General features: G+C 63.5%; 19 protein-coding genes, 2 tRNA genes and 1 riboswitch. Of the genes, 7 read left to right on the top strand and 14 right to left on the bottom strand.

The window, feature by feature from the left end; genetic code table 11:
• Nucleotides 1–11: 11 nt before the first annotated feature.
• Nucleotides 12–1,469 carry a dihydrolipoyl dehydrogenase family protein gene (locus J2Y68_RS16465; protein ID WP_309994871.1) on the bottom strand — a complete coding sequence of 486 codons (1,458 nt, stop codon included), beginning with the start codon at nucleotides 1,467–1,469 and terminating at the stop codon, nucleotides 12–14.
• A 217-nt stretch (nucleotides 1,470–1,686) separates the two neighbouring features.
• Between J2Y68_RS16465 and J2Y68_RS16460 the strand changes: the two genes are divergently transcribed.
• Nucleotides 1,687–2,508, top strand: coding sequence for a sulfurtransferase (locus tag J2Y68_RS16460; protein ID WP_309994870.1), 822 nt, complete (start codon nucleotides 1,687–1,689; stop codon nucleotides 2,506–2,508).
• 78 nt (nucleotides 2,509–2,586) lie between these two features.
• Here the strand turns inward: J2Y68_RS16460 and J2Y68_RS16455 are convergent, their stop codons facing one another.
• The 7 genes from J2Y68_RS16455 to J2Y68_RS16425 form a co-directional block, all read right to left on the bottom strand.
• Complete coding sequence (locus J2Y68_RS16455) at nucleotides 2,587–3,273, bottom strand: N-acetylmannosamine-6-phosphate 2-epimerase (protein ID WP_309994869.1); 687 nt, start codon at nucleotides 3,271–3,273, stop codon at nucleotides 2,587–2,589.
• A gap of 11 nt (nucleotides 3,274–3,284) precedes the next feature.
• A complete protein-coding gene (locus J2Y68_RS16450; protein WP_309994868.1) occupies nucleotides 3,285–4,250 on the bottom strand; it encodes an ROK family protein in 966 nt (321 codons plus the stop codon).
• 5 nt (nucleotides 4,251–4,255) lie between these two features.
• Nucleotides 4,256–5,173 carry a dihydrodipicolinate synthase family protein gene (locus tag J2Y68_RS16445; RefSeq protein ID WP_309994867.1) on the bottom strand — a complete coding sequence of 306 codons (918 nt, stop codon included), beginning with the start codon at nucleotides 5,171–5,173 and terminating at the stop codon, nucleotides 4,256–4,258.
• 37 nt (nucleotides 5,174–5,210) lie between these two features.
• Entirely contained in the window at nucleotides 5,211–6,017 is an 807-nt protein-coding gene (locus tag J2Y68_RS16440; RefSeq protein ID WP_309994866.1) for an ATP-binding cassette domain-containing protein, read from the bottom strand.
• Complete coding sequence (locus J2Y68_RS16435) at nucleotides 6,014–8,125, bottom strand: dipeptide/oligopeptide/nickel ABC transporter permease/ATP-binding protein (RefSeq protein WP_309994865.1); 2,112 nt, start codon at nucleotides 8,123–8,125, stop codon at nucleotides 6,014–6,016. The genes J2Y68_RS16440 and J2Y68_RS16435 overlap by 4 nt, the downstream gene beginning before the upstream one ends.
• A gap of 3 nt (nucleotides 8,126–8,128) precedes the next feature.
• On the bottom strand, nucleotides 8,129–9,085 hold the full coding sequence (locus J2Y68_RS16430) for an ABC transporter permease (protein WP_283091460.1): 957 nt from the start codon (nucleotides 9,083–9,085) through the stop codon (nucleotides 8,129–8,131).
• A gap of 103 nt (nucleotides 9,086–9,188) precedes the next feature.
• Nucleotides 9,189–10,811 (bottom strand): ABC transporter substrate-binding protein, encoded by a 1,623-nt coding sequence (locus tag J2Y68_RS16425; RefSeq protein WP_397335228.1) that lies wholly within the window; start codon nucleotides 10,809–10,811, stop codon nucleotides 9,189–9,191.
• Between the two features lie 319 nt (nucleotides 10,812–11,130).
• Between J2Y68_RS16425 and J2Y68_RS16420 the strand changes: the two genes are divergently transcribed.
• Nucleotides 11,131–11,859 (top strand): FadR/GntR family transcriptional regulator, encoded by a 729-nt coding sequence (locus tag J2Y68_RS16420; RefSeq protein WP_309994863.1) that lies wholly within the window; start codon nucleotides 11,131–11,133, stop codon nucleotides 11,857–11,859.
• A 163-nt stretch (nucleotides 11,860–12,022) separates the two neighbouring features.
• Here the strand turns inward: J2Y68_RS16420 and J2Y68_RS16415 are convergent.
• A tRNA-Arg gene (locus J2Y68_RS16415) sits at nucleotides 12,023–12,096 on the bottom strand.
• Between the two features lie 284 nt (nucleotides 12,097–12,380).
• On the opposite strand from J2Y68_RS16415, the gene J2Y68_RS16410 reads away from it, so the two are divergent.
• Nucleotides 12,381–14,207: a phosphoenolpyruvate carboxykinase (GTP) gene (locus J2Y68_RS16410; protein WP_309994862.1), complete on the top strand. Its 1,827-nt coding sequence runs from the start codon at nucleotides 12,381–12,383 to the stop codon at nucleotides 14,205–14,207.
• 119 nt (nucleotides 14,208–14,326) lie between these two features.
• Here the strand turns inward: J2Y68_RS16410 and J2Y68_RS16405 are convergent, their stop codons facing one another.
• The 3 genes from J2Y68_RS16405 to J2Y68_RS16395 are packed head-to-tail and all read right to left on the bottom strand — an operon-like array spanning nucleotide 14,327 to nucleotide 16,704.
• The gene (locus J2Y68_RS16405; RefSeq protein WP_309994861.1) at nucleotides 14,327–14,797 is read right to left on the bottom strand and encodes an RrF2 family transcriptional regulator; all 471 of its coding nucleotides are present in this window, start codon (nucleotides 14,795–14,797) and stop codon (nucleotides 14,327–14,329) included.
• A 24-nt stretch (nucleotides 14,798–14,821) separates the two neighbouring features.
• Nucleotides 14,822–15,277 (bottom strand): hypothetical protein, encoded by a 456-nt coding sequence (locus tag J2Y68_RS16400; RefSeq protein WP_309994860.1) that lies wholly within the window; start codon nucleotides 15,275–15,277, stop codon nucleotides 14,822–14,824.
• Nucleotides 15,278–15,285: 8 nt separating this feature from the next.
• A complete protein-coding gene (locus tag J2Y68_RS16395) occupies nucleotides 15,286–16,704 on the bottom strand; it encodes a phosphomannomutase/phosphoglucomutase (protein WP_309994859.1) in 1,419 nt (472 codons plus the stop codon).
• A gap of 126 nt (nucleotides 16,705–16,830) precedes the next feature.
• Between J2Y68_RS16395 and J2Y68_RS16390 the strand changes: the two genes are divergently transcribed.
• Together J2Y68_RS16390 and J2Y68_RS16385 are read left to right on the top strand one after the other, a co-directional pair.
• On the top strand, nucleotides 16,831–18,996 hold the full coding sequence (locus J2Y68_RS16390) for a RecQ family ATP-dependent DNA helicase (RefSeq protein WP_309994858.1): 2,166 nt from the start codon (nucleotides 16,831–16,833) through the stop codon (nucleotides 18,994–18,996).
• Nucleotides 18,997–19,109: 113 nt separating this feature from the next.
• On the top strand, nucleotides 19,110–20,543 hold the full coding sequence (locus J2Y68_RS16385) for an MFS transporter (RefSeq protein ID WP_309994857.1): 1,434 nt from the start codon (nucleotides 19,110–19,112) through the stop codon (nucleotides 20,541–20,543).
• 38 nt (nucleotides 20,544–20,581) lie between these two features.
• Here J2Y68_RS16385 and J2Y68_RS16380 read toward each other — a convergent pair.
• Both J2Y68_RS16380 and J2Y68_RS16375 read right to left on the bottom strand, forming a co-directional pair.
• Nucleotides 20,582–20,669: transfer RNA gene (locus J2Y68_RS16380), tRNA-Ser, on the bottom strand.
• Nucleotides 20,670–20,734: 65 nt separating this feature from the next.
• Complete coding sequence (locus tag J2Y68_RS16375) at nucleotides 20,735–22,966, bottom strand: prolyl oligopeptidase family serine peptidase (protein WP_309994856.1); 2,232 nt, start codon at nucleotides 22,964–22,966, stop codon at nucleotides 20,735–20,737.
• Between the two features lie 60 nt (nucleotides 22,967–23,026).
• Here J2Y68_RS16375 and J2Y68_RS16370 point away from each other — a divergent pair, with 60 nt between their 5' ends.
• Nucleotides 23,027–24,991: an FAD/NAD(P)-binding protein gene (locus tag J2Y68_RS16370; protein ID WP_309994855.1), complete on the top strand. Its 1,965-nt coding sequence runs from the start codon at nucleotides 23,027–23,029 to the stop codon at nucleotides 24,989–24,991.
• 74 nt (nucleotides 24,992–25,065) lie between these two features.
• Nucleotides 25,066–25,164: riboswitch (glycine riboswitch) on the top strand.
• 144 nt (nucleotides 25,165–25,308) lie between these two features.
• On the top strand, nucleotides 25,309–26,775 hold the full coding sequence (gene cycA / locus J2Y68_RS16365; protein WP_309994854.1) for a D-serine/D-alanine/glycine transporter: 1,467 nt from the start codon (nucleotides 25,309–25,311) through the stop codon (nucleotides 26,773–26,775).
• Nucleotides 26,776–26,815: the final 40 nt, after the last annotated feature.

Genomic DNA, 26,815 nt, shown 5'->3' with positions numbered 1-26,815 from the left:
TCAAATAGATTCTAGAGCCCGTACTTCTCGAGCAGGCGCAACCAGATCTCGCTGATGGTCGGATACGACGGAACCGCGTGCCACAGCCTGTCCAAGGGGACTTCACCCACGATCGCGATGGTGGCGGAGTGGAGCAGCTCAGCCACGCCCGGCCCGACGAACGTTGCCCCAAGGATGACCTTCCGGTCCTCGTCTACCACCATCTGCGCCCAGCCCTTGTAGTCGGGGGAGTGCAACTGGGAACCGGATACATTGATGGGCAACTCGACGCCAGTGACGTTCTTTCCCTGCAAGAGGGCCTGCTCGAGGCTAAGCCCCACGGAAGCAACTTCGGGATCAGTGAACACGACGCTGGGTACGGCGTGGTCGTTGGCCGTGTGGGCCCAAGGACTCCATGGCTGCGGGGCGCCCTTGAGCTTGCCGTTGGCCCTGGCGACGATTGCATCCCCTGTAGCGCGCGCCTCATACTTGCCCTGGTGGGTCAAGAGCACCTTGCCGGCGGCATCCCCGGCAGCGTAAAGCCAAAGCCCACTGGTGCCATCGCTGGCGGGGCCCTCGACGAGACCACTCGCGTCCGTGGTGAGCTTGAGCGGTTTGCCGTTCGGTGCCTCGACGCCCACGCTTTCCAAGCCCAGGTTGGCCAAGGACGGGTGCCTTCCGGAGGCGACCAGGAGTTGATCGGCTTGGAGTGTCCCGCCGTCGAGCGTTACAGTCACCGAGCCGTCGTCGTTCTTCTCCACTTTCTCCACGTCGGTGTGGACGCGCACATCGATCCCGTCAGCGCGCAGGCCCGCCAGCACAAGATTGGCCGCTTCCTCCGGATAGCTGCTCAAGAGACGACCCCGGGCGACGACCGCCACATCGGATCCAAGCCGTGCAAACGCCTGCGCCATTTCCACGCCAGCCACCCCACCGCCCAGGACGACGAGGCGTTTGGGGACCTCTTTGGCTGCCGTGGCGCCGCGCGTCGTCCAGAACGGTACGTCCTCCAGGCCAGCAATTCCCGGGATGGTCGGCGTGGAACCCGTTGCTACCACCACGGCATGGTGTGCCTTCAAGGCGTAGCTGTTTCCGTCCAGGCCGTCTACCTGCACCTCCCGCGGTCCCGTGATTCTGCCGCGCCCACGGATGAGGTCGATGCCGGCGCTGTCCAGCCATTCGACCTGGCTGCTGTCTTCCCAGTTGTTGGTGAACCAGTCCCGGTGCTTCAATGCGGCCTCGGCGTCCACCACTCCGGTGATGGCCTCGGACGCGCCGGGGATGACCTGGGCCGCGTGCAGCACACTCCCCGGGCGGAGGAGCGCTTTGGAGGGAATACAGGCCCAGTAGGAGCACTCGCCGCCCACCAACTCGTTTTCCACGATCACCGCCGACAGGCCGCCCCGGACCACTCGGTCCGCCACGTTTTCCCCAACGGCGCCTGCGCCGATCACTATTACGTCGTACTCGCGGGAGCTCTCGGCAGTCATGGGGAAAGCCTACGCCGGGAGCCTCGCGTTGTGGGGCCTGGTGTGCGGGGTTGGTGTGGGTTTTGGGCCTCGCATGTGTGGGTGGTGCGTTGTGGGGCCTGGTGTGCGGGGTTGGTGTGGGTTTTGGGGCGCAGAGTGGGCCTCGCAACGCCTATGCTGCGACCAAATAGTGGGATTACGATCTCAAAGTATGGAACCGAGGGCTAGGCTGCTGTGCATGGAAGAAGAACTGAAGCCTTTCGTCGACTGGAGTTGGTGCGCGAATAACCTCGGGAAATTCGTTCTTGTGGACACACGCTGGTACCTGGACGGCTCCTCAGGGAAGGACGTTTACGACGCCGGACATCTCCCCGAAGCAGTTTTCATGGACATGGACCGATGGCTTTCCGGGCCGGCATCACCTGAGAAGGGACGGAATCCGCTACCAGACCCGGAAGTGTTTGCCCAAGGTATGCGGGAAGCAGGCATCAGCGACTCGGATACTGTCATCGCCTACGACGACGCAGGGGGAGTTATCGCGGCCCGGCTGGTGTGGATGCTCCGTTCGACGGGGCATCATGCGGCCATCCTCAATGGGGGTATCGAAGGTTACCCAGGGGACCTCAGTATCGAGGTGCCGCTACCGGCGAGGGGGAGCTTCGCAGCCCCAACCTGGCCCGCACGCCTGCTGGCGGATATTTCCGAAGCTTCTTCCGATGCCTTCGTAAGAGTAGATGCAAGGAATCGTGACCGTTTCGAAGGCTGCCAAGACCCTATCGATCCCCGTCCCGGACACATACCAGGGGCCACGAACGTCCCCTGCCGCGGCAACCTCGATTCCACGGGCAATTTGCTCCCGGAGCCGCGAATTCGCGCGAACTTCGAGCATGCCGGAGTGCTGACCGCGAAGAACACCATTTCCTATTGCGGTTCAGGAGTGACCGCATGCCACAACCTGTTGGTGATGGAGCACCTTGGCATGGGCATAGGCAAGCTATTTGTCGGAGGATGGTCCCAATATGGCCACGCACTGGACAGGCCCGTGGAGACGAAAATCTAGCCTGACACCGCGTTGTGGGGCCCGCTCTGCGGGCTTGTAGGGGGTTTTAGGGTGCAGAGCGGGCCTCACAACGCAGGCTTAAGCGTGCATCGCTCCCTTGAACCAGCCCGTGATGCTGGCCGGGTGGGTGATGGCCGTGCCAACAACTACGGCGAACGCGCCGGCGTCGAGGGCCTGACGGGCATGGGCGGGAGTATGGATACGGCCTTCCGCGATCAAAGGTTTCCCCAGGTCAGCGGCTGCAATCTTCTCAAGAAGCTCCAGATCCGGGCCATCAGTCTTGGCGCGCTCGCCGGAGTATCCCGCCAGGGTCGTGCCGATCAGGTCGGCTCCGGCTTCGACGGCGGCAACGGCGTCATCGAACGAGCCACAATCGGCCATGACCAGAGCATGAGATTCTGCGTGGATACCGGCAACGGTGGCGGACAAGGACAGCCCATCCGGCCGGGAACGCCGCGTGCCGTCGATCGCCACAACATGCGCTCCGGCATTCGCCACGGCAAGGGCGTGCCGGAGGGTTGGCGTGATGAAGACGCCGTCATGGCCGTCCTTCCACAGTCCGATGACAGGAACCTCGACGGCGGCACGCGTGAACTGCACGTCGGCCAACCCTTGGACGCGGATCGCCGCAGCCCCGCCGATGACGGCCGAAGCCGCCACTTGGCCGGTGGTCCGGGGATCACGCATGGGCTCACCCGGGTAGGCCTGGCAGGAAACAACCAGCTGGGACCGGAGGGCTTCAAGGTTTTCGGGGGTGAGGATCATGACTGTCTCCCTTAAAGAAGGACGAGTTTAGCGGCGCCAATAATGGCAGCGGAGTTGCCCAGGGACGCCTTGAGGACGGGTACGGCAGCCAAGGGTGCCAGGAGTTCCCGGCGCAGGGCAGCTTCCATGGGTTTCCACCAGAGCCCGCCGGCATCGGCCAGTCCTCCGGAGATCACCACGGTTTCAGGGTCCAGGATGTTGATGAGGCCGCCCACGGCTTGGCCGGCCGCAGCAGCACCTGCGTCGACGGCGCGCACAGCGGCGTCGCGGCTGGCCGCAAAGGAGGCACCGCCGTCGTGATTTTCAGCGGCGGCCAGCGCGAACACGCCACGAGTGTCCAACGCCTCGCTGGACGAGCCGCCAAACCGCAGGAAGGCCTCATAAATCGCAGGTCCTGAGGCGATCGCCTCAACGTGCCCGGTCGAACCACAAACACACGGCAACGGAACGCCGTCGGAAACCGCCAACGGCGACGCAAAATGCCCCACATGCCCGCCCACAAACCGGTGCCCAAGGACAGGGGCCCCGTCCAGCACGAAGCTTCCGCCCACCCCGGTTCCGAACGCGATCATCAATGAGCTGGCCGAACCGGCTGAAGCTCCAAACCACGCCTCGCCGAGGGCATGCGCGTGGACATCATTGACGGCCCGAACAGTGAGGCCGAGGCGTGAAGAAAGCCCGTCAACAAGCGCAGTCCCCGCCCACCCCGAAATCGCGTCGGTCGCGGACACCACAACCCCGGAAGAAGCGTCGATGACCCCAGCGGAGCCGACGCCGACACCGGACACTGAATGCCCGGCGTCGGCAGCGCGCTCCACCAGACCCGCGATCAGCGCTGCGGTGGCGTCGAGGATCGCTTCGCCGCCGGCCCGGTTCAACGTCGGAATGGTCTCCGTCATCAAAACTTCGCCAGAAGGGGAAACAACCCCGGCGGCAGTCTTGGTGCCGCCGAGGTCAACGCCGATCACGTGGGTCATGGAGGTCAGACCAGCCCGTTGCGTTCCAGGATCGAACGGATCGCAGCGGTCTCGGAATCATTCAGGGAGAGCATGGGCGAGCTCATGGTGTTCGACTCAATGACGCCCATGACCTGGAGTGCGGTCTTGAACGCACCCAGGCCGGCTGCGCCTCCGGAGACGCGTCCGTTGGGGGCGTAGACGATCTCGAAGACGTCGGCCAGACGGTCCTGTTCACGGGCCGCCGCAGCCCAGTCGCCAGCCTGCGCTGCGTCGAACAGGCGGCGGTAGCCGGCCGGGTCAACGTTGCCGAGGCCCGGAACAACGCCCTGGGCGCCGCCCAGGAGGGCGCCGTCCACCACTACTTCGTGACCGGTGAAGATGTCGAAATTGGGGATGTCCTTGGCAGCCAGGAGCAGCTGTCGGAAGGAGACGTCGTCGCCGGAGGAGTCCTTGACGCCGGCAATCACACCGTCGCGTCCCAGACGAACCAAGAGGTCCGTGGGCAGCTTGAAGTGGGTGCGGACGGGGACGTCGTAGGCGAAGATCGGCTTCTCGATGGCGGCGTGGATGCTGCGGAAGTGCGTTTCGGTCTCCGCGGCGTTGCCGATGGCGTAGTACATGGAGGTGACCACGATAGCGTCGGCACCCAGATCAACCACCTTGCGCGCTTCTTCTATGACGCGGGTGGTGGTTTGCTCGTTGGCGCCCACGATCAGTGGAACCGCCCCGGCGTTGGCGTCGGCGATGGTGGAGACCACCAGTTCACGCTCGTCGTTGGTCAGGTAGGGGACTTCGCCGGAGGAGCCCAGGACGAAAAGGCCGGACACACCGCCGTCGATCAAGTGCTTGGTGACGTTCTTCAGCGACGCCGTGTCGATGCTGCCGTCGGCGTGGCGGGGGGTGATGACCGGGGGAATGACGCCCTGGAATTGAGTGGACACAGAAATCTCCGTTGTTTGTAACTTGTGAAGGGAAAAACTAGATGTGAAGCAGGCTCGGCGCGGCGCCCAGCAGTTTCTTGGTGTAGTCGTTGCTCGGGTTATCAAAGACCTGCGCGGCGGATCCTTGCTCGACGATCTTGCCGAAGTACATGACGCAAATCCGGTCCGAGACGTAGCGGACGGTCTGGATGTCGTGCGAGATGAACACCATGCCGAGGTTCAGTTGGGTCTTCAGGTCGGAGAGCAGGTTCAGGACCTGCGCGCGGACCGAAACGTCCAGGGCCGACGTCGGTTCGTCCGCCACGATGATGTCCGGGTCCAGGGCCAACGCGCGGGCAATCGCCACGCGCTGGCGCTGGCCACCGGAAACCTGCGACGGCGTTACTTCGGCCGCCGATTGGGGCAGGCCTACCAGTGCCAACAGTTCCTTGACCTTGGCAGCGCGTGATGACGCGTTGCCGATGCCGTGGATTTGCAGCGGATCCGTGAGGATGTCCTGGATGGTCATGCGCGGGTTCAGCGCCGTGGCCGGGTCCTGGAAGACCACGGAGACGGAGCGTCCAAACTGCTTGCGCATGGCCGCGTTCCGCTTGATGGCGGGCTTTCCGTGGAACAAAACCTTGCCCGACGTCGGCGGCTGGAGTCCCACAAGCACTGACGCAAGCGTGGACTTGCCGCAGCCGGACTCACCGACGATGCCCACGGTTTCGCCGCGGCTGATGGTGAAGTCGACGCCGTCCACGGCTTTGACGATGTTCGGACGGAACAGGCCGCCGGTCCGTGCATGGTGGTAGACCTTGACGTCTTGGAGTTCGATGACCGGTTTCCCGGTGGAGTCACTCATTTCGCGTCCTCCTTCAGGTGGCTAGCCCAGTAGTGGTCGGCATCGTCGCCATTGGTACCGGCAACCGCGGTGAGGACCAGTTTCTGGTGGGGGTCGGCGTCGGCACGCAGTGAACGGGCCGCGAAGCGGTCGCCCGTGGCGAAGTCGCGCGGTGACGGGACCGTGCCGGGGATCTGGTGCAGGCGGACGGCGTCGGCTTCGATGGAAAGAACTGCGCCGAGCAGGCCACGGGTGTACTCGTGTTTGGGGTTCTGCAGGAGTTCGGATGCCTGTGCGGATTCCACCACCTGGCCGGCGTACATGACCGTGATCCGGTGGGCCAGGGACGCAACCAGGGCGAGATCGTGGCTGACGAAGACCATGGCGAAGCCGAGCTGTTCGCGAAGCTCGTTGAGCAGATCCACAACCTGCTTCTGGACGGTGACATCCAAGGCAGTGGTGGGTTCGTCCGCCACCACGATCTTCGGCGAACGGGACAACGCCATGGCTATCAGCACGCGTTGGCGCTGGCCACCGGAAAGCTCGTGCGGGTAGCTGGCCAAGGTCCGGACGGGATCAAGCTTGACCATTTCCAGCAGCTCGGCGGGAGTCTTGCGGCCGCCTCGCTTGGTGAGCTGCTCCAGCTGGTCCTTGATTTTCATGGACGGGTTAAGGGAGCTCAGTGCGTCCTGGTAGACCATGGCGATCTGTTCGCCGCGCAAGCCCACGTAGGCCTTGGGGTTGCTGTGCTTGGTGGTGGAATCCAGCAGTTCCTTGCCGTCGAACTTGATGGAGCCGGTGACTTGGGCGGTCTTGGGCAGCAGCCCCATGACAGCCAGCGAGGTGATCGACTTGCCGCAACCGGACTCGCCCACCAGGCCCATCGTTTCGCCTTCGCGGACGGTGAAGGACACGTTGTCCACGATCGCGATGTCGCCGAAGCGCCCGGGGAACCGGATGGACAGGTTCTTCACTTCAAGGACGTTGCGTGCGCCTGCCGGTACCTGGGGGAGGCGGTCGGTCCGGGTCGATTCGATCCGGGCCAGGAGTTCCAGTTCGCGGTCCAGCAGGAGGTGCGGGTTGGCGGCTGCGAGCTTCACATCGGTGAGGACGGCTGAGGCGCCAGCCTCGGAAGTGACGGCGTCAGCGGAAGCCGCCCGGACGCCGTCGAGCTCGTGTTCCTCAACCACCGAGGGATGGGCCACGGACGTACCAACTTCGGTGTCCACGGCAATGACTGCCGCCGAACCGTCGTCGTCCTTTACTACGGGCGCACGGCGGAGCTTCGGGTTCACCATGGCGTCGGTGAGGCCCTCAGCAAGGATGTTGAGGGAAAGCACCGTCAGGAGGATCGTTACACCGGCGAAGGTGGTGGCCCACCAGCCGCCGGACAGGACCAGGTTGCGGCCGTAGGAAATCACGTTGCCCCATGACGGCGCGGGGTCCTGGACGCCGGCGCCAAGGAAGGACAGCGAGGCTTCGAGGATGATGGCGTCGGCCACCATGACCGTGGCGAACACCAGCACCGGAGCGGCAGTGTTGCGGACGATGTGCTTGACCAGGATGTAGAAACGGCCTGCCCCGATCACGCGTTCGGCACGGACGTAGTCTTCGCCGTATTGTGCGAGCACGTTGGCGCGCACCACGCGGGCCAGTTGCGGCGTGTAGATGATGGCGATCGCGATGATGATGGTCGGCACCGAGTTACCGAAAGCAGCCAGCAGCACAGCGGCCAGGGCGATGCCCGGGAACGCCATCAGGATGTCCATGAGCCGCATGATGATCTCGTTCACGGATTTGCTGGACGTGGCCGCGAAAGAACCAAGGAGCGCACCGGCAAGGATGGCCAGGGCAACCGCGCCAAGGCCGATCATCAGCGACGACTGAGCACCGAACAGGAGGCGCGAGAAGATGTCGCGGCCAAGGCGGTCAGTGCCGAAGAAGTGCTCGGCGCCCGGCGGGGTGGCCGGAATGAAGGTTTCCAGCGGATCGTGCGGGGCAATGACCGGCGCGAAAATCGCGGCCAGGACAATCACGATGAGGAAAAGCAGGGCGATACGGGAGCCCCAGGGCAGGGCCTTGAAACGAATGCCCGGGGCACTTAGCCGTTCTGCGAGCTTGCTGCGCATGAGCTATACCGTCCTGATTCGGGGGTTGATGAGCAGGTAGAGAAGGTCCACCACGATGTTCACCAGAACAAAGGTGACCGAGATGGTGAGCACCACGCCCTGGACCAGGTTGACGTCCAGGTTGGTGATGCCGTTGAGGATCAGTTGGCCCATGCCGGGCAGGGCGAAAATCATTTCAATCACGACGGCGCCACCCAGCAGGTAGCCGACGCGGAGTCCCAGCACGGTGACCGGGGTGACGAGCGCGTTGCGGAGGACATTCTTGGAGACGACTTCGCGGTAGGGCACACCGTTGCCGATGGCGGTCCGGACGTAGTCGCGGTCCAGTTCTTCAACCATCGAGGTACGGACCACCCGGATCAGCGACGCCGAGACAGGGATGCCGAGCGCCAGGGCCGGGAGGGCCATCGAGTTGAGCCAACCGCCAAAGCCGGACTCCGGCGTCGCAATTCCACCCGAGGGGAACATCGGGTTCTCACCCAGGGCGAACCACTGGATCAGCAGGATGCCGAGCCAGAACGACGGGGTGGCGATCGCGGCGATCGAGAAGACGCGGACCAACTGGTCCTGCCACTTGTCGCGGTAGAGGGCGCCGAGGATGCCGAACGCCAGCGACAGCACAATGGCGATGAGTACGCCCAGGAAAGTGAGCTGCAGCGTCAGGGGGAACGCTGAGGCAATCATGGAAGCCACCGACTTGGCCGGCGGGGTGGTGGTGCCGAGGTCGAACTGCAGGAGCTTGCCGAGGAATCGGAAGTACTGCAGGACCAAGGGGTCGTTCAGGCCATTGTCCTGGCGGTATTGCTGCTTGGCTTCTTCGCTGGCGCCGTCACCGAGGGCGGAGCTTGCCTGATCGCCGGGAGCGGCCTGCAGGACGAGGAAGACGAGCAACGTGATGCCCAGGATCATCAATGGCAATGCTGCTAGCCTGCGGCCAAGCAGACGCAATATCGTGACCAATTTGTTCTCCGGTTGGTTGGGGGTGCTGCTGGTTGTGGGGCCCACTCTGCGGGGTATTTAGGGGTTCAACCCTGCATAGCGGGCCCCGCAACTTGAAGGGTGCTTAGGCAGTTCGTCCGACGCCGACGAATGACAGGCCGGTGGTGGGAAGGGGCTGGAAGCCGTTGAGCTTCTTTTCGTCCCAAGCGCTGGGAAGCTGGCGGTGGAAGACAGGATAGAGCGGCACTTCATCAGAAACCATGTCCACGATTTCGCCCACGATCTTCTTCGCGTCCTCGCCCGAGGCCTGCGAGCCCTTGTTCATGAGCTCCTGCAGTTTGGTGCGTTCCGGGGTGGTCCAGAAAGCACGCTTGTCCATCCAGGTGGCGCCCGAGTAGAACCAGCTCAGGAGAAGGTCTGCATCGTTACCGAAGACCGAGGGATCGCCCGGGGCTGCGACTACGGAGTAGTCACCCTTGCCAACACGGTCGCTGTACAAGGCGCCGGACTGGAGGCTCTTCACGGTGACCTTGACGCCGGGGATCTTGTTCCAGGATTCGAGGATCAGCGGGGCGACGTCCTTGACCCAGGCGGTGTCCGTGGTGAGGAGTTCGAACTCAAGGGTGGTGACACCCGCCTGCTTCAGCAGATCCTCGGCCTTTGAGGTATCGAAGCCGTAGACGTTCTTGGCCTTGACGTAGTCCGGGTGGCCTTCCTGGAAGTAGGAGGTGGCGGCCTTGGCGTTGCCGAACAGTGCCTTCTTGATGATGGCTTCTTTGTCCAGGCCGTAGTGCAGTGCCTGGCGGACCAGCTTGTTGTCGAACGGGGCCTTGGCGCAGTTGAACATGAGGAACAGCAGGCCGAAGGACTGGACGGATTCAACCTTCACCTTGGACTTCAGCCCATCGACGTCCAGGTAGGGAACGTCTTCGATGGCCTGGACGCGGCCGGACTGGACTGCGGTGACGCGGGCTGCAGCATCAGAGAGCAGCAGCCAGGTCATGCCCTTGGCCAGTGCAGGCTTGGGGCCGTTGTAGTCTGCGAATGCCTCGAAGACGATCTTGTCGTCCTTGACTGCGGAGATGAGTTTGTACGGTCCGGAGCCGACTGGCTTGGCGTCGAACGCCTTCAGGTCGGTAGCGAGTGCCTTGGGGACGATCTTGACCACGGAGATGCGGGGTCCGAAGCCGGGGAAGGCGTACTTAAGGGTGAATTCCACCGTCTTGGCATCGACGGGCTTGACGTCCTGGATGAAGGGGATGAACTGCGAGAAGAGCGACTTGTTCGCCGGGTCCATCACGCGGGTGAAGGAGAAAGCGACGTCCTCGGTGGTGACGGGGGAGCCGTCGTGGAATTTCGCACCCTCGCGGATGGTCACCTGGTAGGTGGTGTCGTTGACCTTTTTGGGATCCGCTGCGGCGAGGGCGTTGTACGGCTCGCGGGTGGCCGGGTGCAGTTCGATGAGGCCTTCGAAGATGTGCAGGTTGGCGGCCATCGGCGTTGCGCCCGAGGAGCTCAGCGGGTCGAAGCCTGTGGAGAGCGCGTAGGAAATACCTGCCTCGATGGTGAGGTCCTTGTTGACGGCGGCCGTGTTGGTGCCGGTACCGGTAGTGGTGCTGGCAGCGCCGCCGCACGCGGAGAGTGTTGCCGTGAAGGCGGCTGCTGCACCAACTGCGCCGCTTAGCTTCAGGAAGTTCCGGCGGCTGGCGTCATTGACCAGCGGCAGGCTGTGGATCGTCTTGCTCATAGGGTGCCTCACCATTCGCGTTTCGTGGGTTATCGGATGTAGGACGTCCGATGCTCGTATGGAAACTGTAAGGGCGGTCACAACGGAACGTCAAGTGAGAATTGGCGCCTTGGCCTGGTCCGCGCGCCTTGCGGTTCGCCGGCTGCGGCCGGTCCTGGGGGAAATCTCAGCGAAATCCCTGAACATACTTATCAAGGAGATGGGACATCCGATATTGTATGTTGCGAGTCACTCAATCTGCGGTGGGCACTAAGCTCGCCTCAATATTAACACCGCATCGCCCAGGCTTCCCGGGTGGTGCAGCGGCAAGGAGAAAGCCATGACAACTTCCGGTGTAGTTCCGCAGGCGCGGTTCAGTGCACAGGCCCGGCTGCGTGCTTTGCAGTCGGACATTATGGAATTGATCCTCGAGCGCGAGCTTGAGGCGGGCGATCCGTTGCCGACAGAGAGCGAGCTGTCCGTGGCGCTCGGAGTGGGGCGCAATACGCTGCGCGAATCACTCAAGGTCCTGCAGGCCCTGGGTGTCATCGAGATCCGGCATGGCTTCGGCATGTTCGTGGCCCCAAGCAATTTTGACGCCCTCGCCGACGGCCTCACCTTCAGGGGGCGGTTGTCGCTGCGGCATCAGGGACTTGAGGCATTGCAGCTCGTCGATGTTCGCCAGGCCTTGGAATCGGGCCTCATCGGCTCTTCCATGGACGTCATGACGCCCGAGCAGCTGGCCTCGATCGAAGAAGCGGTGAAGCAGATGGAGGAACTCGCCGCCGCCGGCGAAAACTTCGTGGCCGCGGATGCCGAATTCCACCGCAGGCTTTTCGAGCCGCTCAACAACGAGCTCCTGATCAACCTCATGGGTGTTTTCTGGAAGGTGTACCGGAAGATCCACGTAGAGATTGGTCCGGGCAACGAGGACCTCAAGAAGACCGCCGCCATGCACCGCAGCATCTACGCCGCTGTCGCTGCCGGCGACAAGGTATCGGCCTCCGAGCTGCTCAACCGGCACTTCGACGGAATCCGCCGCCGGATCGGCGAGGCCGTGGGCGACTGAACCTCCACGCGCAACGTGAACGGGCCGCCGTCGTACTTTCACCTGAAGTACGACGGCGGCCCTTTCCGTTTCTGCGTGCGGGTCACCCTACGCTGTGCGAACCGAACTAATGCTGGGCAAAACAAAAGACCCGCACCGGCGAACCGGTGCGGGTCTTCATTTGTGCGCCCAAAGGGATTCGAACCCCTGACCTTCTGTTCCGTAGACAGACGCTCTATCCAGCTGAGCTATGGGCGCATTTCGTGTGATTCTCGGCGGTCTGTTTCTCTGACCCCCTCGAACCTCAATAAACTTTACAGAAGTTCATGTGAAGTTCCAAATCGAAAAGCTGTAATCTAGGCAACTAGACCGGTCTACGTGACCTTAGTCACTTAAATCGCCTTCCTGAAACCCTTTCCCCTTGATTTCTAGGCGTTTTTGCTTTTCGGAGCCAGAGTTGTCCGATGTCTGACAGCGGATTGGTCTGGTCCGCGGCCCCTATCGTTTAGGACACACCACTGAACCCGAGGAAGGGAACCGCAATGGGCGATCTGGCGCGACTGCCGCTGCTTGAGAAGGCACCTACTACGCATGCACGCCTGCTGGCTTGGGTAGAGGAAGTTGCCGAGCTGACCCAGCCGGACCGCATCCACTGGGTCGATGGCAGCGAAGCAGAAAACAAGAAACTCACCGATGAACTGGTCGAGGCCGGCACGCTGAAGCGGCTGAACCCGGAAACATTCCCGAACTCCTTCGCGGCGTTCTCGGACCCCGCTGACGTTGCCCGTGTGGAAGAGCAGACCTTCATCTGCTCCGAAAAAGAGCGCGACGCAGGCTTTACCAATAACTGGATGGCCCCGGCCGAGATGAAGCAGAAGCTGCGCGGACTGTTCGCCGGCTCCATGCGCGGCCGCACCATGTACGTCATTCCGTTCGTCATGGGCCACCTGGATGCTGAAGACCCCAAGTTTGGCGTCGAGATCACCGACTCCGCCTACGTTGTTGCCTCCATGCGCATCATGGCCCGCATCGGTACGGACGTCTTGGACCGCATCACCGAAACCGATGCCTTCTTCGTCCCGGCCCTGCACTCACTCGGTGCCCCGCTGGAAGCCGGCCAGGCCGACGTCGCATGGCCCTGCAACCCGGACAAGTGGATTGTCCACTTCCCCGAAGAGCGCTCCATCTGGTCCTTCGGATCCGGTTACGGCGGAAACGCCCTCCTCGGCAAGAAGTGCTACGCACTCCGCATCGCTTCCGTCATGGCACGCGACGAAGGCTGGCTGGCTGAGCACATGCTCATCCTCAAGCTGACCTCCCCGGAGCAGAAGACCTACTACATCTCTGCTGCCTTCCCGTCCGCGTGCGGCAAGACCAACCTCGCGTTGCTCGACCCCACCATCAAGGGCTGGAAGGTGGAGACCCTCGGCGACGACATCACCTGGATGCGCTTCGGTAAAGAAGGCGAGCTCCGCGCCGTCAACCCCGAAGCCGGCCTGTTCGGCGTCGCTCCCGGCACCGGTTGGGGCACCAACCCCAACGCCATGCGTGCCATCGCCAAGGGCAACAGCATCTTCACCAACGTTGCACTGACCGATGACGGTGGCGTCTGGTGGGAAGGTATGACCGAGGAAACCCCGGCACACCTCACCGACTGGCGCGGCGAGTCCTGGACACCGGACTCCGACGCCCCGGCCGCGCACCCGAACTCCCGCTTCTGCACGCCGATCGACCAGATCGACATGCTGGCCGAAGAGTACTTCAGCCCGGAAGGCGTGGAACTGTCCGCCATCCTGTTCGGTGGTCGCCGCAAGACCACCATTCCGCTGGTTACCGAAGCCCGCAACTGGTCCAACGGCATCTTCATGGGTTCCACGCTGTCCTCGGAAACCACGGCTGCTGCCGCCGGTGCCGTCGGCGTTGTTCGCCGCGACCCCATGGCCATGCTGCCGTTCATCGGCTACGACGCAGGCGACTACCTGAACCACTGGGTTAACCTGTCCGCCAAGGCCAACCCGGAGCGCCTGCCCAAGATCTTCCTGGTCAACTGGTTCCGTCGCACGGATGAGGGTGGCTTCGCATGGCCTGGCTTCGGTGACAACGCCCGCGTCCTGAAGTGGGCCATCGAACGCCTCGAAGGCAAGGCTGACGCTGTGGAGACTCCGATCGGTTTCGTACCGACCGGCGAATCCATCGACCTTGAAGGGCTGGACATGACCCCGGCCGAGGTCGAGGCGGCAGTGCGCGTCGATCCTGCCGAGTGGGCAACCGAGCTGGCGTCCATCGAGGAATGGTTCGCCAACTTCGGCGAATCCCTCCCGGCGGCACTCCAGTCCGAGCTGGACGGTCTCAAGACCCGTCTGGGCTAGACCCCTTAGGAACAACGGCGTTCTTAAGTGAACGACGACGGCCCGTCACCTTTCGTTTGAAAGGTGGCGGGCCGCCGTCGTTCTTCGCGCGGGACGTGAAAGGTTCGTTCGGCGCGCGGTTAGGGCTGTTGGACAGGTGTCCTAAACTCCGGACGGAGCCCGATGGATTGAAACACCGGGTTCATCTGGCGCGGATGGGGAAGGGCGGAAATGACCACGGAATCGAGCTCGCGATAAAAGGCTTCCCTGGCGCGGGTCATGGCGTGGCGCAGTTCGCACTCGGTGATGAGCGGGCAATTCTTGGTGGGGGACTGGCATTCGGCCGGATCCTGCCGGCTGTCCAGGTGGCGCAGGACCTCGCCGACAGTGGCCCGCCGACCGTGTTCGCTGAGCCGCGAACCGCCCAGCCGGCCACGTTCGACATCGATGAAACCCAAAGCACGGAGCCGGACCATTGCCTTGCTGACGTGGTTGTACGGCGTCCCCACGGCGTCGGCCACCGCCTGCGTGGTCAACAACATGCCCTCGGGAGCCGCGGCCAACACCATGATGGCGCGGAGGCTAACGTCTGCGAACGCGTTGATTTTCATGGGATCAGCTCATATGAGTAGGGTCTAGTCCACCCAGATGGATGGCTCGTGGGTATCGGGCTCCATAGGACGGAAGGCAAAACCCTCCGTGGTGGGGGAGTACGGGATGATTGCTGCCCGGACTTCGCCATTCCTGTGTTCGGCGGCACCATGGATGCCGTCCGAACCATGGTCCGGCAACGTGACGTCACTGACAAGGGCCACCGCTTTGAAATCGTCGCGGCCTTGGCGCAGGAGGTGGTGGATATCGGTCAGCATCTGCCCGGCATCGACGTCACCATTTGCGTCCGGTTCGCCGGGAGCGATCATCACGATCCGGAATTCGCCATCGTTCGAAAGCGTAACGCCGAACGGAAAGAAACCGCCGTTCTGCTGGATGTGCTCTTGCGCGGTCCCCAACGCAGTGCCCAGTGTCTCCCGGAGCTCACGGTCCTGGGTGGATTCTTCTGGCAATGTTTCGCCAGTGGACTGGTCGGTCATGGCTGGGCCTAGGCCCGGACCAGCGCGAGGACGCGGTCGCGGATCTTTTCCATGGTGGGCTGGTCCTTGGCTTCTGCGTTCAGGCGCAGGAACGGTTCAGTGTTGGAAGGCCGCAAGTTGAACCACCAGCTGCCGTCCTTTGCCGTGAACGTGGAGCCGTCCATGTGGTCGATGTCCACGTCTTCGGATTCGAAGTCCACGCGGACGCGCTCGACGGCCCCGGCTTTGTCTTCGATTTCGGAGTTGATTTCGCCGGAAGAGACGTAGGGCTCGTATTGGCGCCCGAGCTCGGAGAGCGGGCCATCCTGCTCTCCAAGGGCAGCGAGGACGTGCATTGCTGCGAGCATGCCTGTGTCAGCGTTCCAGAAGTCCCGGAAGTAGAAGTGCGCGGAGTGCTCCCCGCCGAACACGGCGCCTTCTTCGGCCATGACCGCCTTGATGAAGGAGTGGCCCACACGGGTGCGTACGGCACGGCCGCCGTCCTTGGCCACCAGTTCCGGTACGGCCTTGGAGGTGAGGAGGTTGTGGATGATCACGGGGGTTTCCTCGCCTGCTGCCTGCGCACGGGCGATTTCACGCCGGGCAACCATGCCGGTGATGGCGGACGGGGAGACGGGCTTGCCCTTCTCGTCGATCACGAAGCAACGGTCAGCGTCACCATCGAATGCCAGGCCGATGTCGGCGCCGTGCTTGACCACGGCGGCCTGCAGGTCGCGGAGGTTTTCCGGCTCAAGGGGGTTGGCCGGGTGGTTCGGGAACGAACCATCGAGTTCGAAATAGAGCGGAACGATGTCGAAAGGCAAGGCAGGGAGCAGTTTGTCGCCGAGAACTGCCGGGGTAGTCAGGCCGGCCATGCCATTGCCTGCGTCCACCACGATCTTCAGGGGTCGCGAGCCGGAGAGGTCCACGAGCTGACGCAAGTATTCGGAGTAGTCCTTCAGGACGTCATGGACACTGATCTCACCGCGGGTTTCCGCAGCAGGAATGACGCCGGTGTTGAGGTATTCCTCGGCCAGGGCCTGGATTTCCTTCAGGCCCGACTCGGATGAGATGGGCTGCGCGCCGGCTTTGGCCATCTTGATGCCGTTGTATTCGGCTGGGTTGTGACTGGCCGTGAACGTGGCGCCGGCTGCGTTCAGGGCCCCGCAAGCGTAGTAGAGCTCGTCGGTGGAGATCAGGTCCAGCAATCGGACGTTGGCGCCGCGGGTGGCTGCCCCGTTGGCAAAGGCCTGGCTGAACTCAGGGGACGAAGGGCGCATGTCGCCGCCCACCAGCACGGTCCCGCCTTCAAGGCCCAGGACGTCGATGAACGCAGCGCCTACGGCCTCGACGATTTCAGCCGTGATGGATTCACCCACGATTCCCCGGACGTCATACGCCTTGAAGGATGCCGAGAGGTCGAATGTCTTGTTCTGCTCGCTAGTCACGCGCTCAATCCTACTGTGGCTGGGCAATTGGGCATGAACCGGGCGGAGGGCTATGTGGATAAATCACTATCCACAACTCCCGGTCCGCGGGTGATGAGCGTCGGGGGTGGCTGGAATACTGGGTTCATGGCCAACACTTCCCCGAACGCTGCCGTTTCCGTGCAATCACCTACCGAACAGCAAGCCCTGGCGTGCCTGCGGGAGTTGGTGGGACACCCTGAAGCCCAGTTCCATGACGGCCAGTACGAGGCCATTGAAGCGTTGGTGGATGCCGGCCGCAGGGCATTGGTGGTCCAGAGGACAGGCTGGGGTAAATCCGCCGTCTACTTCGTGGCGTCCTTGCTCCTACGCCGCCGTGGAGCCGGCCCGACGCTGATTGTTTCCCCGCTGCTGGCGCTCATGCGGGACCAGGTGGCCGCAGCGGCCCGTGCAGGGGTGCGCGCCGTGGCCATCAACTCTGCCAACGCCCTTGAATGGGATACCGTCCTGGCGCAGCTGGCCGCCGACGAAGTTGATGTACTCCTCGTTTCACCGGAGCGCCTCACCAACCCTTCTTTCCGGGAAAACCAGCTTCCGGAGCTCATTCGCAGGACCGGCCTCCTGGTCATTGACGAAGCCCACTGTATTTCGGATTGGGGTCACGACTTCCGGCCCGACTACCGGCGCATCGCGGACCTTATTGCCCAACTGCCGGAGTCGGTTCCGGTGCTGGCCACAACGGCAACGGCCAACTCCCGCGTGGTCCACGACATCGAGGAACAACTTGGTGCCGGAGTCCTGACCATCCGTGGGGCCTTGGGCCGGGAGTCCCTGCGGCTGGGTGTCCTGACCTTGCCTGACTCCCGGGACCGGTTGGGATGGCTGCTGACGCATCTTAAGGACATGCCCGGCAGCGGCATCATTTACACGCTCACCGTTTCGGCTGCCGAGGACACAGCCCGGCTCCTCGCTGAGGCCGGACACAACGTCCTGTCCTACACAGGCCGGACGGACCCTGCAGACCGGGAGCGCGCAGAACAACTGCTCAAGGACAACGAGGTGAAGGCACTTGTGGCCACATCTGCCCTGGGCATGGGTTTCGACAAGCCGGACCTGGGTTTTGTCATCCACCTTGGCGCGCCGTCATCGCCTGTTGCCTACTACCAGCAGGTCGGCCGCGCAGGCCGTGGAGCGGCCAACGCAGATGTCCTGCTGCTTCCGGGCTCCGAGGACCGCGAGATCTGGCAGTATTTTGCGACGGCTTCCATGCCGTCCGCTGAAAAGGCCGATGCCGTGCTTGGTGCCCTCGGGGAAGCAGGCTCAGCTTTGTCCACCGTCGCTCTGGAGGCCCGCGTGGACCTCCGCCGCACGCCTTTGGAACTCCTCCTCAAGGTCCTTGCCGTGGACGGGGCAGTTGAACGCGTAGGCGGCGGCTGGAGAGCAACCGGGAGCCCCTGGCATTACGACGCCGAGCGGTACGCACGCATCGCAGAGGCGCGGGTGGACGAGCAGGACTCCATGGTGATCTACCAGGACACGGCCGGCTGCCGCATGGAGTACATCACCTCCGTGCTCGACGACGAAACGGCAGCAGCCTGCGGTCGCTGCGACAATTGCGCCGGCCGATGGTTCCCTGTGGACGTGGCAGCCTCGGCAGCCGATGCCGCTGGCCAGACCCTGCGACGCGCCGGTATTGCCGTGGAGCCGCGACTCCAATGGCCCAGCGGCATGGATCGGCTGGGGGTGGCGGTCAAGGGGAAGATCAGGCCCGACCAAAGCGTCTCAGAAGGCCGGGTCCTGGCCAGGCTGACGGACCTGGGCTGGGGTGGTGCGCTGCGCGAATTGTTTGCCGCTGGTTCCCCGGACCGCGCCGTGGATCCCGCCATGCTGCAGGCCTGTGTCCAAGTGCTGCGCGAATGGTCGGGAGCCGAAGGCGGAACTCCGTGGAGCGGAGTGGGCCGCCCGGCGGCAGTGGTCAGCATCCCATCAAGGAGTAAGCCGCAGCTGGTGGAATCCCTGGCGCAGGGAATAGCCGGCATCGGGAGGATGCCGTACCTGGGCCAGCTGCAGCCCCAGCACGGTGGACCAACGGGAGCTCGTGGTGGCAACAGCGCTTACAGGCTTGCTGGCGTCTGGGACCGGCTTGTTGTGGGCCCGGACCTTGCCCAAGCCCTCGCTGGTACCGGCGGTCAGCCCGTGCTGCTGGTGGACGACCTCATCGATAGCCGCTGGACCATGACGGTTTCGGCCTTGGCCTTGCGCCAAGCCGGTGTGGGAGCAGTTCTACCCCTGGCCTTGGCGCAAGCGGGATAGGAGGGCGGGGTAAAGAACGTCATGTTGTGATCGCTCCCACTGTGCCTCTATAGGATCGAGCCAACACGCCAGCGGCCTCTCACGGGCCGCCAGCCAGATCCTGGACCGGAGCCATGAGCACAAACCCCAGCAACACAGAAGTCGACACCACCAGCGAAACCAGCTGGCGGCCGCGCCTGGCCCTGTTGGTGGCTGCAACGTTCTTCATGGAGTTCCTCGACGGCACCATCCTCACCACAGCAATTCCCAGCATCGCCTCCGATTTCCGCGTGGCACCGGCCGACATCAACATCACCATGACCGCGTACCTGGTGACAGTGGCAATGGGTATCCCGCTCAGCAGTTGGTTGGCTGAACGCTTCGGCGCTCGCCGGATCTTCTGCCTCGCCATATCGGTGTTCACCATCGCCTCCCTGCTCTGCGCCGTGAGCACTGACCTGTCCATGCTCACCCTCAGCAGGGTGGCACAGGGCATGGGCGGGGCCATGATGGTTCCCGTCGGCACTCTGGTGGTGTTACGCGGGACGCCGAAATCCGAGCTCCTCCGGGCCACCGCGTACCTGGTGTGGCCTGGCCTTCTTGCCCCGGTCCTGGCTCCGATGGTCGGTGGCGCGCTCACTACCTTCTTGTCCTGGCACTGGATCTTCATCATCAATGTGCCCCTTGGCCTCGTTGCCTTCATTGCCGCGCTCAGGCTGGTGCCGCGGACCCAGTTCGATTCCCAACGCCGCCTTGACTGGTTTGGGCTCATGCTGACCACCCTGGGTGTGGGTGCCCTGGTGGTGGGGTTGGAAACCTTGGGCGGCCACTCGTCCAACGTGCTTGCCATTGTGGTGGTCGCTGCGGGGGTGTTGTCGCTCGCGGGCGCTGTCTGGTGGATGCGGAATGCCAGCGTTCCCCTGTTCAACCTCAGCGTTTTCGGGACCAGGACGTTCAGGGCGACGTCGACGGGCGGCTTCATTTACCGGCTGACCATCAGTTCGGTGCCTTTCCTGTTGCCGCTGATGTTCCAGGACGGCTTTGGCTGGGATCCCCTCAAAGCCGGTGTCATGGTCGCCGCAGTATTCGTCGGCAATATTGGGATCAAGCCGGCCACGACGCCTCTGATCCGGCGTTTCGGTTTCAAGCCGGTGCTCGTTTTCGCATCGTTCGCCTCCGCCGTGACGTTTGCCCTGTGCGCGTTCCTGGATGCCCAAACTCCTGAGCCCGTGATTCTCGCTTTGCTGCTTTTCAGCGGAGCTTTCCGTTCCATCGGCTTCTCCGCGTACGCCTCGGTGCAGTACGCGGACATCGTTCCGGAACAGCTGCCCTCGGCTAACGCAATCTCTGCCACGCTGGTCCAGTTGGCGGCTGCGGCCGGGATCGCGGTGGGGGCTTTGTTCCTGCGCCTGCTCGAAACGACGCACCTTCTGGGCGGTGACCAGGTGGCGGCCTACAAGGGGGCGTTCCTTGCGATGGCCGTCCTGATGCTGATCAGCACCGTGGACAGCCTGACCCTCCACCGGCACGCGGGCGCGGAAGTGAGCGGCGGAGCGAAGCGCCGTTAAACGCAAAAGGTCCCGGTTCGAAAACCGGGACCTATTCGCGGAGACGGGGGGATTTGAACCCCCGGTGGAGTTGTGCCCCACACTTCATTAGCAGTGAAGCCCATTCGGCCGCTCTGGCACGTCTCCCTTTGCTATTGCTAGCCCACCAAGGATACGCAGAACGTGCCGTCGAGCGCAAAACAGGGGAAGTGTTAGTTGCTTCCGGCCAGCGAACGCCACAGGAAGTGGTTGCTCCGGGCCTGCAGTGCGGCAGCCTGCCGGTTGTCCGATGCTCCTGCGTGGCCGCCCTCCAAGGCCTCGTGGAACCAGACATTCGGGATGCCCATGGCTTGCATGCGGGCGGCCATCTTTCGGGCTTGGACGGGGCCTACCCGATCATCGGACGTGGCAGTCCAAATGAAGGTTTCCGGGTATTCCACGCCGTCATGCAGGAGGTGGTACGGCGAGAATGTGCGGATGAACTCCCACTGTCCAGGCACGTCCGGGTCGCCGTACTCGGCGATCCAGGAGTACCCGGCGGACAGCTTGGTGTAGCGGCGCATGTCCAGGAGCGGCACCCCGCACGACACAGCCCCGAACAGCTCCGGGTACTGGGTCAGCATGTTGCCTACCAGCAGCCCGCCGTTGGAACCACCGACGCAGCCCAGGCGGCGTCTGCTGGTGACGCCGCGGGAGATGAGGTCCTTCGCGACGGCGGCGAAGTCCTCGTAGGCGCGGTGGCGGTTTTCCTGGAGTGCGGCGCGGTGCCAGGACGGTCCGTATTCGCCGCCTCCACGGATGTTGGCCACCACGTACACGCCGCCACGCGAGTGCGCGGCAGCTCCGTCGTCGGACGCTACACCGGAGGTGCGCCGTTCAAGCCACGCCCGCCCGATCGTGCCGCTATACGCGGGCGTCCGGGAAATCTCGAAACCGCCGTAGCCGGAGAGCTGGGTGGGGTTCTGGCCGTCCAGGACCAGGTCCTTGGACGCGACCTGGAAGTAGGGGACCTTGGTTCCGTCCGCCGATTTGGCGAAGTGTTGCTGGACTTCATAGTCCGCTTCGTTGAAGAACGACGGCGATCGCTTCACCACTGCGTGTTGGCTCACCACGCCGCCGTCCGCACCCGAGGGCGATGCGGAGTCGAGTGTTCCGCGGGTCAGGGTGGTGGGCGTGGTGAAGCCGGTGGCCACGAGCCAGAAGTCGTTGCCGGCGGCTCCGGGGTCTTCATCGTCCACCGCGTAGGCGTTCACGTCGTGCAGGGGAGGGCAGGCGTCCAGGGCGGTTGAAGCCCACACTCCATCGGAGTCGACAACTGACGGATCCAAAACCCGGATTTCGGAGGAGACATCGCGGAGGAGGTTCAGCAGGAGGTAGTCCCTGGTCCAGCTCCAGGACTGCAAGGATGTGTGCTCATCGGGCGAAAACAGCACCACCAAAGAACGTGAGCCCGACAGGTAGTCCTCGAAGTTGGCCCCGAGCAAAGACCCTGCAGGGTAGACAACGCCGGCAACGTCCCAGTCCTTCTGCGGCCGGAACAGCAGCCAGTCGCGGTGGGCGCTGATGTTCACGTCGGTGGGTACATCAATGGCCACCCAGGACCCGTCCCGCAGCACCCACGTGCTTCGGTTGTAGAAGTCGATGTAGTCAACGGCGAAGGTGCGCTCAAAGCCTGGGGTGGAGTCGTGGGCCACCATGGCCAGCATGTGGTCCTCGGGGATTTCGAAGAGCTGTTCAGCATCGGCCAGGGCCTGGCCGCGTCGAAGCTTGACACCGGTCCGGGCGTAAGAGGAGGTCGTGGCAGGGAGCCCGTCGGCGGTGCTGGACACCAGCAGGGTGTCGGCATCGAGCCAGCTGACGTTGCCCTTGGCGGTGGGGAGGTCGAAGCCGCCCTCAACGAAGGTGCGCGATTCGACGTCGAACTCGCGGTGACGGTCCGCGTCGCCGCCGTCGGGGGACAGCGACACCATGGCCAGTCGGTACTCGCTCCCGTCCGCAGGACGGAGGAAACCGGCTCCATGGAATACCCATTCGACGCCCTCCGCAGCGGCAAGCGCATCAACGTCCAGGAGGACGTCCCATTCAGGTGCGTCGGTGAGGTAGCTCTCCCACGTGGTGCGGCGCCAGAGACCCTTGGGGTGTTCCTGGTCTTTCCAGAAGTTGTAATAGTGCTCCCCGCGCTTGGAGACCATGGCGATGCGGTCCGTGGAATCGAGGACCTCAAGGATTCCGGCTTCGACGGCGGTGTATTCGGCGTCCTCAAGCAGTTCTTCGGTGCGCGCGTTTTGTTCCCGGACCCAAGCCAACTGCTCTTCGCCATGGATGTCTTCGAGCCAGACGTTTTCATCCGTGGGTTCAGGCGCAACCTCTGCGGCGTGGCGCGGACGGGCCGGCGCAGTGTCATTTTCGGGAAGTGGCGTCTGATCAGCTTCTGTGGTGGTCATCGCCCCATCCAAGCAACACTGTTCAACAGTAAGCAAGTAACGCAGAAGTTAGGCTTGAGCGTGGCTAAATCCCAAACCAACCGTGTCGCCCTGCTGGGGGCGGGCCCTCGGGGCACCAGCGTCCTTGAGCGGCTGCTCGCGAATTGGGCAGCTGGGGGCACCCCCGCGGAGCGCGCAGAGGGGACCAGCTTGCACATTGATGTGGTGGATCCCTTCCCCGCGGGTTCGGGCCACGTTTGGCAGCCGGGGCAGTCCCGGCTCTACCTGATGAACACCCAGTCGTTTTATCCGACGCTCATCCCTGAAGATCCCATGCTCGCTCCGCCGCTGGCAGGTGGTTCGTTCGACCAGTGGCGCGAGGCCCGGCGTCGTGATGGCTTGGGACTGGACGACGCCGAAAAGGCGGAGCTTGCCACCCTCGAATCACATGACTTCCCCAGCCGTGCCCTGTATGGGCGGTACTTGCGCCAGACCCTCGACGGCTTGCTCGAACGGCTGCCCGACGGCGTCGAGGTCACGTTCCATGAGACCTCAGCTGTGGCGGCGCGACCGGTGAAGGACGGAACCAAAGACGCGTTCGACGTCGAACTCGCCAACGGTGCGATCCTCACCGTCGGTTCCGTGGTCCTCGCGCTGGGTCATGTCGAGTCCCGGCTAAATCCCGAGCAGAGGTCTTTCAAGAGCGCCGCGGAGGAGCAAGGGCTGCTCTATTTCCCGCCAGCACCGCCGGCGGACGTCGACTGGGAGGCAGTGCCGGATAACGAGCCGGTGCTGATCCGCGGAATGGGTTTGAACTTCTTCGACGTCATGGGTCAGCTGACTGAGGGCCGTGGCGGCAAGTTCGTCGAGGCCGGTTCTCCCGGGGCAGGCGTGCTGGAGTATCGGGCATCGGGCAGGGAACCCAGGATCATTGCTGCCTCCCGGCGTGGCACTCCTTACCGTGCCAAGGCGGGGCTGGCTGGCTACTACCCCAGCAGCATCACCATGCGCTATCTGACCGAAGACGCCGTCGACCGGTTCCGTGCGGCCGGAATCCAGCCCGGTTTCGACCACGACCTTTGGCCGCTGCTCCACCGTGATGCACTGTGGGCGTATTACTCAACGCTGGCCCGTTCACAACCCACTGCGATCAAGGATCCTGCGCAATTCCTGGCGGACCTTGAGGACGCGCTCCAACCGCACGCGCACACCACCGCGAAATGGGAAATCGACGTGGGCGATCTCGTGGAAAAGCACGTCGTGGCTTCCCGCCGGCTGAACCTTCGCGGACTCGCCGCGCCGCTGGCTGGACGTACCTTTGCCTCAAGGCGGGAGCTGGACGCGGCTGTCACGGCGTACCTGGATGACGATGCGCGGCGATCGGCCCTGGGCGAATCGGACCCCGTGAAGATGGCCATCGGTGCACTCCACACCGGCCGCGCGATCCTGAAATCCGTGGTGGCTGATGGTGGCATCACGGACGAATCCTGGTTGGCTGGGCTTCGGGGCTGGTTCGAATCCTTCGTCGAAGGGCTGGCCAGTGGGGCGCCCGCGCTGCGTTCGGAGCAGCTGGCCGCCCTGGCGCGTGCCGGCGTCGTAAGTTTTGTTGGACCGGACCCAAAGTTCAGCGTGGACCGGAGCGCGAAACTGTTCCGGGCGGTTTCGCCGTGGGTACACGACGCTCCGGTGGAAGCGCGAACCCTGATCGAGGCGATGTCGCCCGCCAACAGGGTGGGCATCAACCTCTCTCCGCTCCTGGAACAGCTCATGGCTGACGGGCTGGTCCGCACCAAGATCATGATGAGCGTCGAAGGCACTCCCATGCAGACCACCGGCCTGGATGTTGTGCCGCATCCGTACCGGCCTTTGGCGGCCAACGGGTCGGTCACCGAAAACCTGTACGTTCTGGGTTTGCAGTTGTCCGCTTCACAGTGGGGCACGGCCATCGCGGCGGAGGCGCGGCCCCGGACCGGGCATGCCTATGCCAGCGGACAGCGGACCCTGCGGGACGCCGATGAGATTGCGCGTAGCATTCTGGCCCGCTGAGGACCCAGGGTTGCAGTGCCGCCCGGCCTTCGTTAGTGTGTGAGCTGCATCACCGAACTGGTGGTGCGCGCTTTTGATCCGCGGCGGGAGAGCCCTGCCGGTACATCACCACAGGCGCCGTAGGAGCAAACCCTCCCCAGGAATCTCTCAGGCCCATGTACCGCCGCGGCGAGGCAACTCTGGAAAGCAGTCCGGAACGCCGGGCTCACCGAAGGTGCAAGCAGGCCCACGCCTGCGGAAACTCTCAGGTCCATCTACAGAGCGGGGAGGAACCCGAATCTTGTGGCACCCAGTGCCGCCTGAACGATGGAGTTCCTTTGACGATTCAGCGCCCACCCTCAACCGGTACCGATTCACCGCATCTTGAGCGCCAGCTCAGCAACCGCCACATCCAGCTCATCGCCATCGGCGGAGCAATCGGAACAGGCCTTTTCATGGGTTCCGGCAAAACCATCTCCGCCGCCGGCCCGTCCGTCATCTTCGTGTACATGATCATCGGCTTCATGCTGTTCTTCGTCATGCGTGCCATGGGCGAACTGCTGCTCAGCAACCTGAACTACAAATCCTTCAGCGACTTCGCAGCTGACCTCCTGGGTCCTTGGGCCGGCTTCTTCACCGGTTGGACGTACTGGTTCTGCTGGGTCATCACGGGAATTGCGGACGTCATTGCGATCGCGGGTTACTCGCAGGAGCTGTGGCCTTCCCTTCCGCTCTGGGTGCCGGGGCTGATTACCATCGGCATCCTCCTGCTGCTGAACCTGGCAACGGTGAAGGCATTCGGCGAAACCGAGTTCTGGTTCGCCCTCATCAAGATCGTCGCCATCGCGGCCTTGATCATTGTTGGCCTGTTCATGATTTTTAGCGGCTTCCAGTCCGAAGCCGGCCCAGCCAGCTTCACCAACCTCTGGAGCCATGGAGGCTTCTTCCCGAACGAATTCATGGGCTTCGTCGCCGGATTCCAGATCGCGGTCTTCGCTTTCGTCGGCATCGAACTGGTGGGAACCACTGCGGCTGAGGCCAAGGACCCGGAAAAGAACCTGCCCAAGGCCATCAACTCGATTCCCATCCGCGTGCTCCTCTTCTACGTGGGCGCCCTGATCATCCTGATGTCCGTCACCCCGTGGACCCAGTTCGCTGCCGGTCACAGCCCGTTCATTGCCATGTTCTCCCTGGCCGGCCTGGGCGCAGCAGCCACGATCGTCAACCTGGTGGTCCTCACATCCGCCATGTCCTCAGCCAACTCAGGGATCTACTCCACGTCCCGCATGGTGTTCGGCCTCGCCCAGGAAGGCGATGCCCCCAAGGTGTTCGGCGCGCTCTCCGGACGCAAAGTACCCCGCAACGCACTGTTCCTGTCCTGCGTTCTGTTGCTGTCCGGCGTCGTGCTCATGTACGCCGGCCAGGACGTCGGTAAGGCGTTCGATATGGTGACCACCGTGTCTGCCGTCTGCTTCGTCTTCGTGTGGTCGATCATCCTGGCCAGCTACCTGGCCTTCCGGAAGCGCCGTCCCCACCTTCACGAATCTTCGGCGTTCAAGATGCCGGGTGGAGTGGCCATGGTGTGGGTGGTGTTCGCCTTCTTTGCCTTCGTGCTGTGGGCGCTGACCACCCAGCCGGACACCCTCGCAGCGTTGCTGGCCACGCCCCTGTGGTTCGTGTTTTTGGGGGTCGCTTGGGCGATACTCCGACGCCGTCCCGCCCACCTGGCCCGGTACGCCGCTTTCCAGGCCGAGCTGCGCAGCGATGCTGCCAGGGTCCAGGACCCGGAACCGGCAAACAAGTAACCACAAGACAGGCCCCTCACGAACCAATCGTGAGGGGCCT

Origin of the sequence: Paenarthrobacter nitroguajacolicus (assembly GCF_031455195.1) — a bacterium.
GTDB lineage: Bacteria > Actinomycetota > Actinomycetes > Actinomycetales > Micrococcaceae > Arthrobacter > Arthrobacter nitroguajacolicus_D.
Note: the sequence above shows the minus strand (reverse complement) of the source record. Positions and strands in the feature narration are given on the sequence as shown.